The organism is Chryseobacterium sp. BIGb0232, from assembly GCF_024810195.1.
Lineage (GTDB): Bacteria > Bacteroidota > Bacteroidia > Flavobacteriales > Weeksellaceae > Chryseobacterium > Chryseobacterium pennae.
Genome location: NZ_JANUEH010000003.1, coordinates 425515 through 441717 on the forward strand (window position 1 = coordinate 425515; position 16203 = coordinate 441717).

Annotated in this window: 9 protein-coding genes; 8 read left to right on the plus strand and 1 reads right to left on the minus strand. The window is 36.8% G+C overall.

Annotated features, from left to right (window positions below; all coding sequences use genetic code 11):
* Window positions 1-5 precede the first annotated feature (5 nt).
* Window positions 6-2921 carry a TonB-dependent receptor gene (locus tag M2372_RS11450; protein WP_123319392.1) on the minus strand — a complete coding sequence of 972 codons (2916 nt, stop codon included), beginning with the start codon at window positions 2919-2921 and terminating at the stop codon, window positions 6-8.
* Window positions 2922-3099: 178 nt separating this feature from the next.
* Between M2372_RS11450 and M2372_RS11455 the strand changes: the two genes are divergently transcribed.
* The 8 genes from M2372_RS11455 (at window position 3100) to M2372_RS11490 (ending at window position 15728) form a co-directional block, all read left to right on the plus strand.
* Window positions 3100-4293 carry a sugar MFS transporter gene (locus M2372_RS11455; RefSeq protein ID WP_115968943.1) on the plus strand — a complete coding sequence of 398 codons (1194 nt, stop codon included), beginning with the start codon at window positions 3100-3102 and terminating at the stop codon, window positions 4291-4293.
* Window positions 4294-4310: 17 nt separating this feature from the next.
* Complete coding sequence (locus tag M2372_RS11460) at window positions 4311-5099, plus strand: NrtR DNA-binding winged helix domain-containing protein (RefSeq protein WP_123319393.1); 789 nt, start codon at window positions 4311-4313, stop codon at window positions 5097-5099.
* A gap of 128 nt (window positions 5100-5227) precedes the next feature.
* Complete coding sequence (locus M2372_RS11465) at window positions 5228-6406, plus strand: acyl-CoA dehydrogenase family protein (protein ID WP_115968945.1); 1179 nt, start codon at window positions 5228-5230, stop codon at window positions 6404-6406.
* Window positions 6407-6576: 170 nt separating this feature from the next.
* The gene (locus tag M2372_RS11470; protein WP_123319394.1) at window positions 6577-8532 is read left to right on the plus strand and encodes a T9SS type A sorting domain-containing protein; all 1956 of its coding nucleotides are present in this window, start codon (window positions 6577-6579) and stop codon (window positions 8530-8532) included.
* 496 nt (window positions 8533-9028) lie between these two features.
* Complete coding sequence (locus M2372_RS11475; RefSeq protein ID WP_123319395.1) at window positions 9029-11824, plus strand: TonB-dependent siderophore receptor; 2796 nt, start codon at window positions 9029-9031, stop codon at window positions 11822-11824.
* Window positions 11825-11844: 20 nt separating this feature from the next.
* Window positions 11845-13065: a DUF4876 domain-containing protein gene (locus M2372_RS11480; RefSeq protein ID WP_123319396.1), complete on the plus strand. Its 1221-nt coding sequence runs from the start codon at window positions 11845-11847 to the stop codon at window positions 13063-13065.
* Between the two features lies 1 nt (window position 13066).
* Entirely contained in the window at window positions 13067-14581 is a 1515-nt protein-coding gene (locus tag M2372_RS11485; protein ID WP_123319397.1) for a DUF6850 family outer membrane beta-barrel protein, read from the plus strand.
* Window positions 14582-14591: 10 nt separating this feature from the next.
* Window positions 14592-15728, plus strand: a complete 1137-nt coding sequence (locus M2372_RS11490; protein ID WP_123319398.1) for a cytochrome-c peroxidase — start codon at window positions 14592-14594, stop codon at window positions 15726-15728.
* The last annotated feature ends 475 nt before the right edge of the window (window positions 15729-16203 follow it).

A 16203-nucleotide genomic window follows, 5' to 3' on the forward strand; every position in this document is an offset into this window, starting at 1 on the left:
ATGTATTAAAATTGAATATTTGCCCCCAGTAAGAAGGTTCTTGCCTGTGGATAGTAAGCTCTGTCTACCCCGATAATATCCTGCTCAGAATTATTTCTTCCGGCAATTTCCGGATCATATCCAGTATATTTTGTAAAGGTGAAAAGGTTTTCTCCGGTAATATATAATCTCACTTTATTCATTCCAAACCGGCTGGTAACGTCTTGAGGAAGGGTGTACCCCAACTGAATAATTTTCACACGAACATAATCTCCTTTCTGAAGATAGTAGTTAGACATCCATGAATAATTATGGTTAGAATCATCCCTGGTAACTCTCGGACTTGCATTAGTAGAACCCTCTCCTGTCCATCGGTCTAAAACCTTTGTCTGATAATTCGCATCAAGAATATCCAGCCTTCTTAATCCCTGAAAGATTTTGTTGCCAGCCTGCCCTTGAGCAAATATCATAAAATCAAAGTTTTTGTAATTCATGTTAACGGTAAGTCCAAAGGTATATTTTGGAATAGAACTTCCTAAATTCACTTTGTCTTCCTCATCAATTTTACCATCACCATTATTATCCTGCCAGATAAAATCTCCTGGTTTAGCACCAGGTAACAGCTTACTACCGTTAGCATTTACATAGGCATCAATTTGTGCCTGATTCTGAAACACTCCACTGTAAGTCTGTCCGTAAAAAGATCCATAAGGCTGTCCTACTGCTACTCTTGAGACAGCTCCCATGGTCTGGAAAGAAGCAAGATTGAAATAATCAATATCATTCTCTAATCGCAAAACTTTGTTTTTGATGGTTGCAAAATTTCCGTTTACAGATATACTGAAGTCTTCCCAATTCTTTTTATATCCCAACTCAAGTTCCAATCCTGAGTTTTCCATATCTCCTACGTTTGACCAAGGAAAATTAGGAACCCCAACATAGCCGGGAATATTGATTTGTCTTAAAATATCAGTAGTTTTCTTCTTATACCAGTCTGCCGAAAGGGTAAAATTATTGAATAGCTTCAGGTCTGCTGCAATATTCAGCTGGCTGGTCTGTTCCCATTTAAGGTTTGGATTTTCCAGGGTACTTGGCGCATATCCTATAATGATATTATTTCCAGAATTGGAATAGTTACTTCCTGAAACCATAAAACTTGCAAATCTGAAGTTCTCCATTTCGTCATTTCCTAAAACACCATATCCTCCTCTCAGTTTCAAGCTATTAATCACTTTATTTTCTGGCCAGAAATCTTCTTTATGAGCATTCCATCCTAAAGACATAGACGGGAAAGTTCCCCAATGCTGATTTGTTGCAAATTTTGAAGACCCGTCTCTACGAACGGTTCCTGTAAATAAATATTTATCGGCATAATCATAAATAATTCTACCAAAATAAGAAGCTTTACGGGTTTGAATCCCATCCCATCCTTTGGCTGTAATATCATCCTGAGGAATATCAAAGTTAAAAGAAGCATCCTGCCAGCTATCAATAGGCAGATTACTGTAGGTTAAGCTGGCTCCGCCTGATACATTATATCGATATACCCCTTGTCCTATCAAAATGCTTAAACTATGATCTCCAAATTTATTCTGATAGGTCAATGTATTTTCCATGCTCCATTCAAACTTATTTTCATCCACTTTATTCAGACTATTGAAACCTGTATTTCTATAGTTGGGACTTAAATAATATTTAGGAGTAAAAGTGCGGCTTCCCCAATACGATTTCTTACCATTTAAACTTGATTTGAAGGTAAAATGATCAAGAAATTTAAGCTCAGCAAAAACATTTCCTACAAAATCATCAGACCAGTTGTAATTTCCCTGCTGAATAGTACGGAAAGCTCTTGGGTTTGTCATTTCGTTGTTTACATACCTTGAAATCCCATACGGATTGCCATTGGGATCACGAATGATATACTCATCGGTATACCCGCTTGGATCTACCTTCGACCAGTCTGTAACCACTTCCGGTGTAATAGGATCTAAGTTAACAGCTGAAGCCAATGGCCCACCATATTCTTCGTTGGCACTTACTCCCTGAGATTTGGTATGGGTATAAGCAAAGGTTTGTCCCAAAGTTAAATAGTCCGTAACCTTGTGAGTAGAGTTGAATCTGGCATTGATTCTTTTATAATAGGATATATCAGTCATTACAATACCCGTCTGATCAAAATATCCAAACGATGTATAATAACTTGATTTATCATTACCTCCAGTGATACTTACCTCATGAGAGGATTTTTCTCCTGTTCCAAAAATAGTATCCTGCCAGTTTGTTCCTTTTCCAAATGATTCAGGATTAGCAAAACGTGGTGCTTGCCCATCGTTTACAAAACCTTCATTGATAATTTTTGCATATTGGGTGGCATCCAGAAGGTCTAATTTTTTAGATGCATTTGAGAATCCGTAAAATCCATTATAAGAAAGAGAAAGCTTTCCTTTTTTCCCTTTTTTCGTGGTAACCAGAATTACCCCTTTTGCAGCGGAAACCCCATAAATTGCGGATGAAGCTCCATCCTTCAATACTTCAATACTTTCTATGTCAGATTGGTTAAGCCATCCGATATTGTCTACTACAATACCATCTACCACCCATAGCGGGCTGTTACTTCCAGCTCCGAAACTGGTAATTCCACGGACACGCACCGTTGCCGCAGCACCCGGCTGCCCGGAATTGGTTACTACAGAAACCCCTGCAGCCCTTCCCTGCAATACCTGTTCCGGCTTACCGGTGGGTATGTTTTCTATATCACTGGCTTTAATACTTGCAATAGCTCCGGTTACATTAGACTTCTTCTGAGTCCCATAACCGATCACTACAATTTCATCTATTTTATTTTCTTTAGAAAGCGTGTCCTTTTTCGTCTGGCCACTGAAGTTAGCCGTAAAATAGAGGACGGCAATCACTCCTAAATTTCTCGATATTCTTACATTCATATACAGCTATTTGTTTTAATTCTCAAATTGAGACAATAAAAATATATTTTTTTTCAATTAATTAACATTATATTAATAAATATTTTAAAATTTCGTTTATTATTGAGGGTTAAAAGCCATATCTTCGCATCAATTATTCACAAAAAGCTATAAAAATTCAATAAAGTTAACTCCCGAAATGACCGCTAAGCTTTCTAAAATTTCTCTCCCGTTAAAACTAACCTTCCTTATTTTCTCTATGGTGTTAAACTGTATGGGACTTATTATCCTACAGCTTGCAGACACTAATATCACCTATGGGGAGCTTGGGTTTCTTGAATCTTTTAAAGACCTGCCTATTGCTTTTATCTCTCTTTTTGCAGTAGGTTTCATCAATAAAACAGGATCAAAAAAAGCATTAATCGCCGCTTTGGCTATTGTAGGATTTTGTTCCTGCTTACTGCCGTTTATAGAAGAATTCTGGTTTTACAAGGTATGGTTTGCCATCATTGGAGCTTGTTTTGCAATTGGAAAAATATGTGTATTCGGAATTATAAGAAATAATATTTCGGATGAAAAATCTTTGGCCAAAACCATGAACAGTGTGGAAGCTTCCTTTATGATTGGAATCTTTGTAGTGAATACAGGTTTTGGATGGCTCATCTCCAGTCAGTATTCCGAATTTTGGAGATTTGGCTTTCTGTTGATTGCCGTGCTATCTGCCATTACCATATTCCTTCTTTCAAAAATAGAAATAACAGAATCGAAACCCTCGGAAAGCAAAAATATTTTCGCTGAATTATCAAGATTTACAACTCCTGTGGTTGCTTTATTTCTTGCCGTGATCTTCTTTATTGTGTTTGTAGAACAGGGATTTAATTCATGGCTTCCCTCTTTTTATAAGAACCATCTGAAAGTGAATTCATTTTTTGCCCTTCAGGCTACATCCTTCCTCTCCCTTTTTTCATACGCAGGAAGAACTGTTACAGCTAATATCATCCGTAGATTTTCATTATCAAAATATTACGTTGCATGTATCTCATTAATCATCGCTTTATTGCTGGCGATCTTAGGAATTCAGTATTTTGATTCTGAAGATTCAAAAATGCTTCTGTTCTTATTTCCGGTTATAGGATTGTTCCTGTCACCACTCTACCCTGTTGTCAATTCAAAAATGATTACTTTGGTGGACAAAGAAAAGATCAATCTGTTTACTTCTCTTATTGTTATTTTTTCTTCTCTGGGAAGTTCAGTCAGTTCTATTATTATGGCTGTACTCTTTGGAAAACAACTATTAAACTTTTATCCATTATATATATTATGCTCTGTAATTCTTCTTTTTGTGATTAGTTTGATGTATTTTAACGTCTCAAAAAGAAAATATAGAAAATAGTTTTTATTTTTACAATCATGAAAATCAAAGACACAAAAAGTAAAGAAACACTTCAGGAACTGATCGACACAAAGGATTTTGTTTCTCATATTTCTGTAGACTGTACGATATTCGGCTTTCACAATAATATTTTAAAAGTTTTATTATTAAAATATCATGATCTGGATCTGTGGTCACTTCCGGGTGGTTTTGTTTTCAATGATGAAGACCTTAGGGAAGCTGCTGAAAGAGTTTTGTATGAGCGTACTCATCTTAAAGATCTGTTTTTAAAACAATTCCACACCTTTGGAAGAATAGACCGTACAGAAAATAATGTTCACCAGATCCTCCTTAGAAACAAAGGAATAGAAGTCCCTGAGGATCACTGGATCTTTCAGAGATTTATTACTGTAGGATACTGCAGCCTTATTGATTTTTCTATGACAAATACTTTTCCGGATGCTTTTAATGAAAGCTGTGAATGGTTTGAAGTGAATAATTTGCCCAAGATGGCTTTTGATCACGACAGAATTATAGAAACCGGTCTGGAATATCTGAGAATGAATATCAATACCGAAGTGGCCGCCAGTAATCTTCTTCCGGAAAAATTTACTATGAAGGATCTTCAGGCTCTTTATGAAACTATTTTAGGTCAGAAATTCAGGAGAAATAATTTCCAGCGAAAAATATTAAGCCTAAACATCCTTGACAGGCTGGAAAAGCTTTATGACGGTTCTGCCAATAAAGCGCCATACCTGTATAAATTTAAAACCAAGGTGCATAATGCAACCAATCAGTACCCTATCTCCAATGATGAGGAGAGTTAAAATACAAGTTTTACCCCTCAAACAGGAAAAACCAGCATTATATATTTGAAAACCAGCATTTAGATAAGTTTTCAAAAAAATTTCCCAGACACCACAAAAAATGTTATTTTTAACAAAATCAAAAAATCATGTCATATTATCCTCTTACAAGCATCCCTGATTACTATGGAATTGATGCTTTACTTACTGAAGAACACAAACTGATCCGCCAATCTGTCAGAGACTGGGTTGAAAGTTTTGTAATGCCGCAGATTGATCAGGCAGCTCAAAATCATACTGACCTTCCTGGCCTTATGAGAGAATTAGGAAAAATTGGAGCATTAGGTCCGTATATTCCTGTTGAGTATGGAGGTTCCGGATTAGATCAGATTTCTTATGGTCTTATCATGCAGGAGTTGGAAAGAGGAGATTCTGCAGTACGTTCTGCTGCTTCAGTACAGAGCTCTTTGGTTATGTTTCCTATTAATGAGTTCGGTTCTGAAGAACAAAAGAAAAAATATCTTCCAAAGCTTGCTGCAGGAGAAATGATTGGTTCTTTTGGATTAACTGAGCCTAACCATGGTTCTGATCCGGGTTCTATGGAAACTTATTTTAAGGATATGGGTGACCATTACCTGTTGAATGGTGCTAAAATGTGGATCACCAATTCTCCACTTTGCGACATTGCAGTAGTATGGGCAAAAAATGAGGAAGGAAAAGTACAGGGATTAATTGTTGAAAGAGGAATGGAAGGATTCACGACTCCAGAAACGCACAATAAATGGAGCTTAAGAGCTTCCAAAACAGGAGAATTGGTATTCAATGATGTAAAAGTTCCGAAAGAAAATCTGCTTCCGGGAGTGACAGGATTGAAAGGACCTTTATCTTGTCTTAACTCTGCCAGATATGGAATTTCATGGGGCGTAATTGGTGCTGCTATTGATTGTCACTGTACAGCAGTGCAGTATTCTAAGGAAAGAAAACAATTTGGTAAGCCAATCGGTTCTTTCCAGCTTCAACAGAAAAAATTAGCTGAATTCTTAACAGAGATTACAAAAGCTCAGTTATTATGTCTTCAGTTAGGAAATCTTAAAAATGCACATAAAGCAACTCCTGCACAAATCTCAATGGCTAAACGTAATAACGTAAAAATGGCAATTGATATCGCAAGGGAATCAAGACAGATCCTTGGAGGTATGGGAATCATGGGTGAATTCCCAATGATGAGACACGCAGCCAATCTGGAATCTGTTATTACGTATGAAGGAACTCACGATGTTCATTTGTTAATCACCGGTTTAGATATTACAGGTCTCAACGCTTTCTAAGAATAGAAAGAAAGGAAAAAATATAAATAAAAGAGTCTGATCATTGATCAGACTCTTTTATTTTACTCACCTTTCAGAGAATTTAATATTCAATGAATAGTTATTAATGTCTGAATATTTTTGCGAATTTACTAAAGTTATTACCTTAACCCTAGTAAAAAAATCACGACATGAAGAAAATCACAACTTTTTTAATAGGACTGGTAGCCCCATTCTATTTCAGCCAGCAGGCAGGAGATCTTGTAAGCGCCGAACAGAAACTGAATTTAACACCGCAGGGAGTTGTTAATTTTATTGCCAATAATCTTGGCGAACAGAATTCCCCTGATTTTGTAAGCTATCTCAATGGTTTCAATGTTGGACTAAAGGGATATAAAATAACCTATTACACCAAAAATGAAAACAATGTTCTTGTAAAAGCTACAGGACTTCTCATGTATCCCAATGTTAATATGAAGCTTTCCACTGTCGTATCCAACCATGGGACTACCGATAGCAGACACAATGTTCCTTCAAATTTTAAGGGAGCTTTGGTAGCCGGATTTGTGGTTGAGCTCTCTTATGTTCTCAATGGTTATATTTTAATGGCTCCTGACTATGTAGGAATGGGAGACGGAGAAGGGGTACATCCTTACGTAGACTATGCTACCGAATCCGGAGCAACTATTGATTTTGTAACAGCAGCTAATAAAGCATTAGCACAATTAGGAATAAAGCGTTATGATGAATATTTCCTGGCGGGTTATTCACAAGGGGCACATGCAGCTATGTCAACCTTAAAAAGGTTAAACACCTCTAATCCAGGCAATTTAAAGTTTAAGTATGCCTATATGGGGGATGGACCTTATGATATGTCAGAAACCACTTTAAAGAAAGGTGTTTTAGAAAAAGATATTTATCCGTTCAGCTCATTCCTTGCCAATGTTCTTCATAGCTGTAACAATATGGGCTATAAAACTTATACTAATGATATTTCAGAAGTTATTTCTGCAGAATATCTTGACAAATACAATTATCACGTTGTTCAGGATAACGGAGGTTTGTTGTGGGGGCCATTTATATGGAAAAAACTTTTCACGAACAATTTCGTTAATGAAGTTACCAACAATCCAAATCATAAATTCAGACAGTGTCTGAAGCCTAAAGATGTATACGACTGGTATAATAAGACCCCTATGACATTAGGCCATTCTACCGTTGATCTTGCGATTCCGCCAGAAAACACCTCTAAAACTATAGATGTACAGCGAGGTTATTATGCATGGTGGGATCTGAATAAATACAAACTGGATTCCTTTTACTGGGGTCCTCTTGGACATGTGGGTGGCATTGTTCCTTTTGTTTTGGCATCCAATGCTAAATTCAATACTTTAAGAAGTGGTGGATTGTTCAATCAATGGGCTGTAGTAGGGTCTGTTTTTGGAAAACAGTCTGCAAACGCTTCACAAGAAACTCCTACTCTATTTTCATCCCAGATAAAACCTGACCTTGGAAATATGCAGTTACTTGAAGTAACTGATTTCAATAAAGAAAAAGCAAACAGACGATCAGCAGATGACCACAGCTTATCTTCTTTAAAAGATGGAGTGTATCTATTGAAAGTATCAGAAAATAATCAGGAGAAAATGCTTCCATACATTAAGAACACCCCTAATGAAGTAGCTGAAAATGAAATTGTACAGTCTGACAATAATGCAGTTTTAAAGCTGAAGATTGATCAGAATGAACTTTCTGCAGTTTATGTTTTTGATGAAAATAAAAATCTTGTTAAAACGATTTCTAAAGACCAGTATCAGGAAAATGACGGAATCAATATACAGGATCTGGATGCTCAGAAATATACATTCGAAGTAACGACCTCCTATTATAATTTGCAGTTCAGTAAAAATATCGGAAGCCGTACACTGGTAAACAGCACAGATATATTTGCACAAAACAAACAAATCAGAGCCAGAGCCAATACTGACATCAAAAATATCAGCATATACAGCATTTCCGGAACTTTAATTGTTCAGCAGGAAGTCAATTCCCAGCAATTTGAATCAAAAAACATGGATTCCGGAGTATATGTGGTACAAATGACTCTTTCCAATGGGAAAGTGATCAATAAAAAAGTTAAACTATAGCATCAATCCTTTTTATATATCATTTTCAAGTTAATTTTGGCACTCCAGCAATGGAGTGCTTTTTTTGAAGGCTAATTGACTTTATCTTTTTTTAAACGCAAATGAAATTATCAAATGTTACATTTTAGTGAGCTAAAAACTCTGCTTTGCCGTTGATAATAACAATATATAGTTATTTGATAACTTCATAAGAGGGTTCCTCTTTTGCCTCCTCAAAATACGTTCAATTATTCTTATTATTCCATTGTAAAGAAAGTAGGTATCCTTTAAACGGAAATAACTCCAACAATAAAACTTAGAAATAAATATTAAAATACACTAATTAAACAAAATGTAAATAATTAAAAATCAACTAAATAAATATATATTTATAACTCTAAATGAATATTATCAATAATGCAAGTAAAATGATTTTTATCAATTATTTTAAATTATTCTAAATAAAATTAGAAATCTTATTTAAGCCCTCCTACCTTTGCGGGAAGAAAAGTACCAGATGGTAAGCAATGATCCACGATTCCCTATTAAAACACAAATTCTCACATTTTTATTTCTCTTCAGTGCGTTTTCAACAGTCCATTCACAAGACAGGTCTGCCACTATTTCATTTGAAGTAAAGACCATTCATGCGGGACCTTTAAAAGATTCTGAAATAAAAATATTATCTACAGACCATAAATATTCGATATCTACCAATGACAAAGGTATTGCAACTGCCTCTATCAATCCCGGCCAGTACACTATTGAGATTATCAAAAACGGAATTCTTGAATATTCCGGGAAGATTGTGATCACAACTTCTCAAGCATTTACTTTCTCATTAAAAGATAAAATCAATTCTATTGAAGAAGTGATTATTACTGCTAAGGAAAGTAAGGGACTAACTTCTTCATCTATTATCAGTCAACGTGCCATGCAGCATTTACAGCCATCAAGCTTTACAGATCTTTTGGAATTACTTCCTGGAGGGAGATCCGGAGATCCGGTAATGAATCAGATGAATAAGATCAGCCTTCGTGAAACAGGTAATCCCGGAAATGATTATAACACTTCTGCAATGGGAACCACATTTTTAGTAGATGGCGCTCCATTGAATTCTGGTGCAAACCTTCAATATACTTATGATTTTTTAGACAAAAGCAATAATGGATTAAAAAGAAGGCTTAATCTTACCAGTGGAGTTGATATGCGAAGCATTTCTACAGATCAGATCGAGAAGGTAGAAATATTGCGCGGAATTCCTTCCGTTATCTATGGAAATTTAACTTCAGGGATCGTTAAAATCACCAACAAGTCAGGCTATACTCAATGGAAATCCAGATTTAAAGCAGATGGCTATAGTAAACTCTTTGCTGTCAGTAAAGGATTTGAAGATAAAAAGTATGGTCTGAAAATCAATACAGGAATTGATTATCTGAATGCAAAATCTGATCCGAGAGACAGACTTGAAAACTATAAAAGAATTACAGCAAATTTTGCCCTGGCTAAGGAGAAACAATACAGCCACAGCTCTTTCAGATGGCAAACTCATCTTAGCTATACAGGTTCTCTGGATGGTTCGAAGACCGATCCGGATGTTGACTTGTCGCAATTAAACTCTTACGAGGTCAACAACCACCTTTTGAGCCTTTCAAATGTTTTTAATTACACAAAAAACGAGCCTTCATTTTACAGGTCTACAGAAATTCAGGCAACAGTCAACCAAAGATTTGATAAAATAAAACAGACCAAATTCATTCAGTTGGAAAACGCAACAGCCTTTCCACTTTCCAGAATTGAAGGTGAATATGACGGATATTATCCTGAAGCCAGATATATTTCTGATTATACCGTAGATGGCAAGCCCCTTGACATTTTTGTAAAAATGATCAATAATTTCCAGTGGGATTTTAAAACCATTAAAAATGAAATCAATACAGGATTCGACTGGCAATTAAGTAAAAACTGGGGACAGGGACAGCTGTTCGACATTTATAAACCTATAGATCCTAAAGCGACATTCAGGCCCCGCCCTTATCGTGATGTTCCGGCTTATTCTACTTCTGCTTTATTCTTTGAAACCATAAGTACTGCAGATATCGGAAAGCATAAACTTACTGCAGCATTAGGAATAAGAGGAAATTCAATGCTGAACCTGCCTTCTGATTTTAAAATGAGCGGAAAAATCTATGCGGACCCGAGAGCCAACCTTCAATGGGATCTTCCTGCGTTTAATATTATGAACAGAAAAGCCCAGTTTACATTAACGCTTGGCTATGGAAAACAGAGCTTATTCCCGGATCTTAACCTGCTGTATCCGGAACTGGTTTATAAGGATATTCAGCAATTGAATTATTTCCACTCTAATCCGAATTACAGAAGGGTAAACTACAAAACCAATATCTATAACCCTCAAAACAAAGAAATAGAACCTGCTGTTAATGAAAAGTTTGAAGCAAGAATGGATTTCAGTCTGGGACTTCATCAATTATCTGTGACCGTTTTCAGGGAAAAAATGCATAATGCATTCCGTAGTATGAATGAATATGCGGTTTATCAGTATAAAAAATACGATACCTCAGGACTTAATCATGATGCTATCACTTCTCCACCGGACGTCAATACACTTCCCTATCAGGATATGACAGAAAACTTCACTTATTCTGCACAGCGAAACGGAAGCAAAATAGATAAAGAAGGTGTTGAGTTTCAGTATTCTTCTAACAGAATCCCTGCAATCAACACTAGATTTACGCTTAGTGGTGCATGGTTCCGTACAACATACGGCAACAGTCTTCCGATATATAAAAGATCTGATGTATTGCTCAATGGAAGACCTTATCCTTACCTCGGGCTTTACAACGGAATGGAACCTAATTCGGTGAACGAAATTCTGAATACCAATCTTATGATGGATACTTATATTCCTAAACTGGACCTTATATTTTCATCTTCTTTCCAGTTTTCATGGTATTCAATGAGAAAACTGGACCCTATGAACGGAACTCCCAGCCACTACGTAGATCAAAACGGGAATATATTGCCATTCAATCCTGATACAGCCAAAGGAACTATTCTTGAAAGGCTAATCATTGCCCAGAATGAAAACAAATATACCGCCAACAGAAGGCCACTCGAAGCCAATGTTAACCTGAAGGTAACCAAAAGTTTCAGACATAAAACCGTTATCGTTTCTATGTTTGCCAACAGACTTTTCAGCTATTATGCTCCTTATAGTGTTAACGGATTCACGATCAACAGAAAAGGGGCAAATGATCCCTATTTCGGAATGGAAATCAATTTCAATTTATAACAATTTCAACTCAATACATTATGTTAAAACAATTATTAAGAACACTATTACTACTGTGTGCTGTAGTAAGTCTTGCAGCATGTTCATCAGACTCTGACGCACCGGAATCCCAGGCTCAGACCACGCTCAATCTTCAACTGAAGGTTGTTCCGGAAAACATTAAGGTGAAAGAATACAAACACCTTACCGTTAATTTTAAAGAACTGAATACCGGATTTACAGTTATTCAGGAGCTTAATAATACCAACCTTCTGAAAGCAGTTCTTCCTACAGGAACTTATAACATTACTGTAGAGGGAAGTATTGTGTATACTGATAATGCAGGGGCTACAGAAGCAAAAGTTGGTGGAGTTCAGACCGGAGTGGTAATCAATGGTACTGAACAGACTAAAGTCATTGACATTTCAATGAAAGCGCAAAGCAGTGATCTTATCCTTGAAGAGGTGTTTTTTGCAGGAACAAAAACACCGCAGGGAGCCATGTATTTTGGAGATCAGTATTTTAAAATCACAAATAATACGGATAAAACATTATATGCTGACGGAATGCTGCTGATACAGTCAGCTTTTATGACGAATGAAAAACAGGATTACAGCCCGAATATTATCGGAACAACATTCTCTGCCGGAGCGGTCATCAGAATTCCCGGTAACGGAAGTACATATCCGGTATTGCCAGGTTCATCTATAATCATTGCAGAAGATGCTATCAACCATCTGGAGTTTAATTCTTCCTCTATTAACCTTTCTCAGGCCAACTTCCAGATTTTCAAGGAAGATTCTGATGACATTGATAATCCTGCAGTACCTAAAATGCTTAATGTATTTGAAAAAATGGTTATTCACACCCAGGGATACTATGCTTATGCTTTAGCTCGTATGCCACTAGGAATGACCAATGAAGCGTTAGTAAGCCAGAACTCATACACTTACACATATAACCTCACTTTTGGCGGAGATGTCTATCCTATGGACGGAACAGCTGTTAAGATTCCAAATGAATGGATCACAGATGCAGTTAATCTCAGTGTACAGGATTCTTTTCAATGGTTGGTAACTTCACCTTCTTTAGATATGGGATGGACTTCTGTAACATCTTTTGATGGAGATAAAAACCGTTTTGGAAAAGCAGTCCGTAGAAAAGTGATTGGAAAAACTTCAGAAGGTAAAGATATTCTAAAAGACACCAACAACTCTACTGTGGATTTTGATCACGGTGTAAAACCATCATTATTCAACTAAAATGAAACATTTTCAATCCATACTTATCCTGCCGGTTCTTTTCCTTTGTTCTGAAATGCATGCTCAGGATAATGACACCATCATGAAGAAGATTCATGAAGAATACAGCTATGAAAGGAGCCTTAAAAGCAGTATCAATTCCAACCCTGCCAATGTATTAGGCTCAAGGAAGTATGATATTACAGTTTTTAATATATTCACCCAAAACAGTAATACTCCCAATGAAATACAGCAAAAGGGCAAAGGGAAAAATATTTGGGGTGCAGAAGCCCGTACCCATCAGATATTGGATCCAAAAACTACGGTTTGGGGCAATGCTTCCTATTCACAGGGGAAAAACAAGCAGGTAGTATGGAACGAAAATGCCGACTATGACATCATCTACCCTTATGTGGCAGCAGACAGTGTAGGTGGAGATATGAAGTTTGAAAATTATGCGTTTTCAGGAGGATATTCCAGGGAATTCAATTCATTCACCATAGGTATTACAGGAAGCTACAGAGCAAGTTTGAGCTATCGTGATCTTGATCCGAGGCCTAAGAACACCTCTGCTAATTTTTCATTGGCGCTGGGAGCTCATAAAATGATGTTTGGAAAATTTAAAATCGGGGCTTATGTGGAAGCTGAAAAGTATACTCAAAAGCATTATCTGAGTTTTGTAAGCAACCAAGGTTTTCCAATGATTTACAATATGAGTGGCCTGGGTAATTCTAATGAACTGCTTTCAGGGAAACTTCGTCAGGCATATTATGAAGGCTGGTCGTATGGAGGTGGTCTGCAGATTTTTGAAGCAGAAAACAGATCGTGGTATCTTACTGCCGGAATTAAAAAACTCAACCTTGACAAACTCCTGACTGAATATACAGACCTTAATGCCTCCAGAATTGATGAACAACAGTTTAATTTCTCATTAGGAAAGTTTTTTGAAACAGGAAGAATCTCCTGGGGAATTTCTGCAAACGGAAACCATATCAACAGAAAAGGAACTGAAAATCTGTTTTTAAATGACAATTCAAGGAATTATATACAGATAGGTTCTGCACAAAGATACAATCATCAGATAACTGATATTTTATTAAAAGGATTCTTAGAACTTGAGCATAAAAAAGCAAAATCATCACTGCTCCCCTTCTTTGGATGGCTTCAGGAAAAAGAAAACTATAACAATCCTGTTTCGTTCATTGATTTAAATAAGCTTATCTATGGCGCGGATTATCAATGGATAAATACATTCACTGACAAGCTCGCTCTTTCGGTCTGCATGGGACTTGCGGTAACTGATGTTTATAAAAAAGATGCTGCGTTCAGTATTTCCAATAAACCTGGCATTCAACAAATGCTGCAGGAAAACTACAGCTATCAGTCTTCAGACTTCTGGCAGGCAAAACTTGATGTTAATTTTCACTTTAGCCTTCCGGTTATTAAGAATGCATATGCAGGCGGTAAAATGGTGTACAGTGATTTCAAAAATGGCAACAATATGTTTTTTGCGGCTACTATAGGAGGTATTTTTTAATTAAAAAAACATGAAATTTTCAAATATTAAATTAATACTGCTGATCGGGATAATCGCTTTATTCTGCATGCAGTATACTTTACCCACATTTAAAAAAGATTACGGAGAAGTAATAGAACAATATAAAAAGCCAATACAGTACTGGCCTAAACCTTCCGTAGATGCCGATGTAAAATGGAAAGAGTTTGAATCTATAGAATGGGATTCCAATTATTATGAAACCCAGGAACTGCCCGAAGTAATGTTGGGAAAAAAATTATTCTTTGATCCCAAACTATCCTCATCAAGCCAGGTTTCCTGCAGCAGCTGTCATAATCCTGAATTGGGCTGGAGTGACGGACAGGAAGTGGCCTTGGGTAATGATCATTTGCTGGGAAAAAGAAATACACAATCCCTTTATAATATTGCGGATAGAACCTCTTATTTCTGGGACGGAAGAGCCAAAACTCTGGAGGAACAATTGATAGGTCCTATTTCTGCTCACAATGAAATGAATATGAAACCGGAAAAGCTGGCCGGAAAGCTTTCAAAATATAAAGAATACAAACAGCTTTTTAAAGAGGTTTATCATACCGATAAAATTACATTTAATCACATTGCGAATGCATTGGCTACCTTCCAGCGTACCATCAGAAGTCAGCCGAGCAAACTGGATAAATTTATCAATGGTGATCACAAAGCTATGAGTGATAAGGAAATTTACGGCATGCACCTGTTCCGCACCAAAGCAAGATGCATGAACTGCCATTATGGTAAATATCTGACTGATGAATCATTCCATAATATAGGACTTACCTACTATCAGCGTGAATATGAAGATCTTGGACTTTATCATATCACCAAAGATCCTGATGATGTAGGCAAATTTAAAACCCCATCTTTAAGAGACCTGAGTTATACAGCTCCATGGATGCATAATGGCTTGATGGATGACTTACACGGTGTGGTCAACTTATACAATAGCGGAATGCTGATGATTAACCCCAGTCCGGAAGAAAAGAAAGCCGATCCTAAGTTTCCGGTTACCGATCAGAGAATGAAACCATTACAGCTCAACAATCAGGAAACAGAGGCTATTGTAGCCTTTCTGAAGAGCATATCCGGAAGTTATTACAAGATGCCACGTCCTGAAATTCCGAGAAAGTAGGAAATTATTGACTGGAAGCTGGAAGAGGGAGGCTGGAAGTTGCGATTGAGGAAATCACTTCCAGCCTCCTTTTTTCATTAATTTGAATGGATAAGTAAAATCTCCCAAAAATTTCTGGCTTCCTTATCTTAAAACAATATCCAGAGACACCGTAAACCACAATTCCTTCCCTCTTCCAGCCTACATCTTCTTACTCTCTTAAAACTTTCTTGAACTGATAAAACTGAGGTACAGCTATAGCCTTAATCTCTGGCTCTTCCCTCTCCCTACTTCCCAACTTCCTTACTTCCTTAAAACTTTCTTGAACTGATAAAACTGAGGTACAGCTATAGCCTTAATCTCTGGCTCTTCCCTCTCCCTGCTTCCAACTTCCTTACTTTCTTAAAACTTTCTTGAACTGATAAAACTGAGGTACAGCTATAGCCTTAATCCCGAGCTCTTCCCTCTCCCTGCTTCCAACTTCCTTACTTCCTTA

Excerpts from the sequence above, each read along its gene's own strand:
- M2372_RS11470 (WP_123319394.1), top strand. The coding sequence starts at position 6,577 with ATGAAGAAAATCACAACTTTTTTAATAGGACTGGTAGCCCCATTCTAT.
- M2372_RS11450 (WP_123319392.1), bottom strand. The coding sequence starts at position 2,921 with ATGAATGTAAGAATATCGAGAAATTTAGGAGTGATTGCCGTCCTCTAT.
- M2372_RS11485 (WP_123319397.1), top strand. The coding sequence starts at position 13,067 with ATGAAACATTTTCAATCCATACTTATCCTGCCGGTTCTTTTCCTTTGT.
- M2372_RS11455 (WP_115968943.1), top strand. The coding sequence starts at position 3,100 with ATGACCGCTAAGCTTTCTAAAATTTCTCTCCCGTTAAAACTAACCTTC.
- M2372_RS11465 (WP_115968945.1), top strand. The coding sequence starts at position 5,228 with ATGTCATATTATCCTCTTACAAGCATCCCTGATTACTATGGAATTGAT.
- M2372_RS11475 (WP_123319395.1), top strand. The coding sequence starts at position 9,029 with ATGGTAAGCAATGATCCACGATTCCCTATTAAAACACAAATTCTCACA.
- M2372_RS11490 (WP_123319398.1), top strand. The coding sequence starts at position 14,592 with ATGAAATTTTCAAATATTAAATTAATACTGCTGATCGGGATAATCGCT.
- M2372_RS11480 (WP_123319396.1), top strand. The coding sequence starts at position 11,845 with ATGTTAAAACAATTATTAAGAACACTATTACTACTGTGTGCTGTAGTA.
- M2372_RS11460 (WP_123319393.1), top strand. The coding sequence starts at position 4,311 with ATGAAAATCAAAGACACAAAAAGTAAAGAAACACTTCAGGAACTGATC.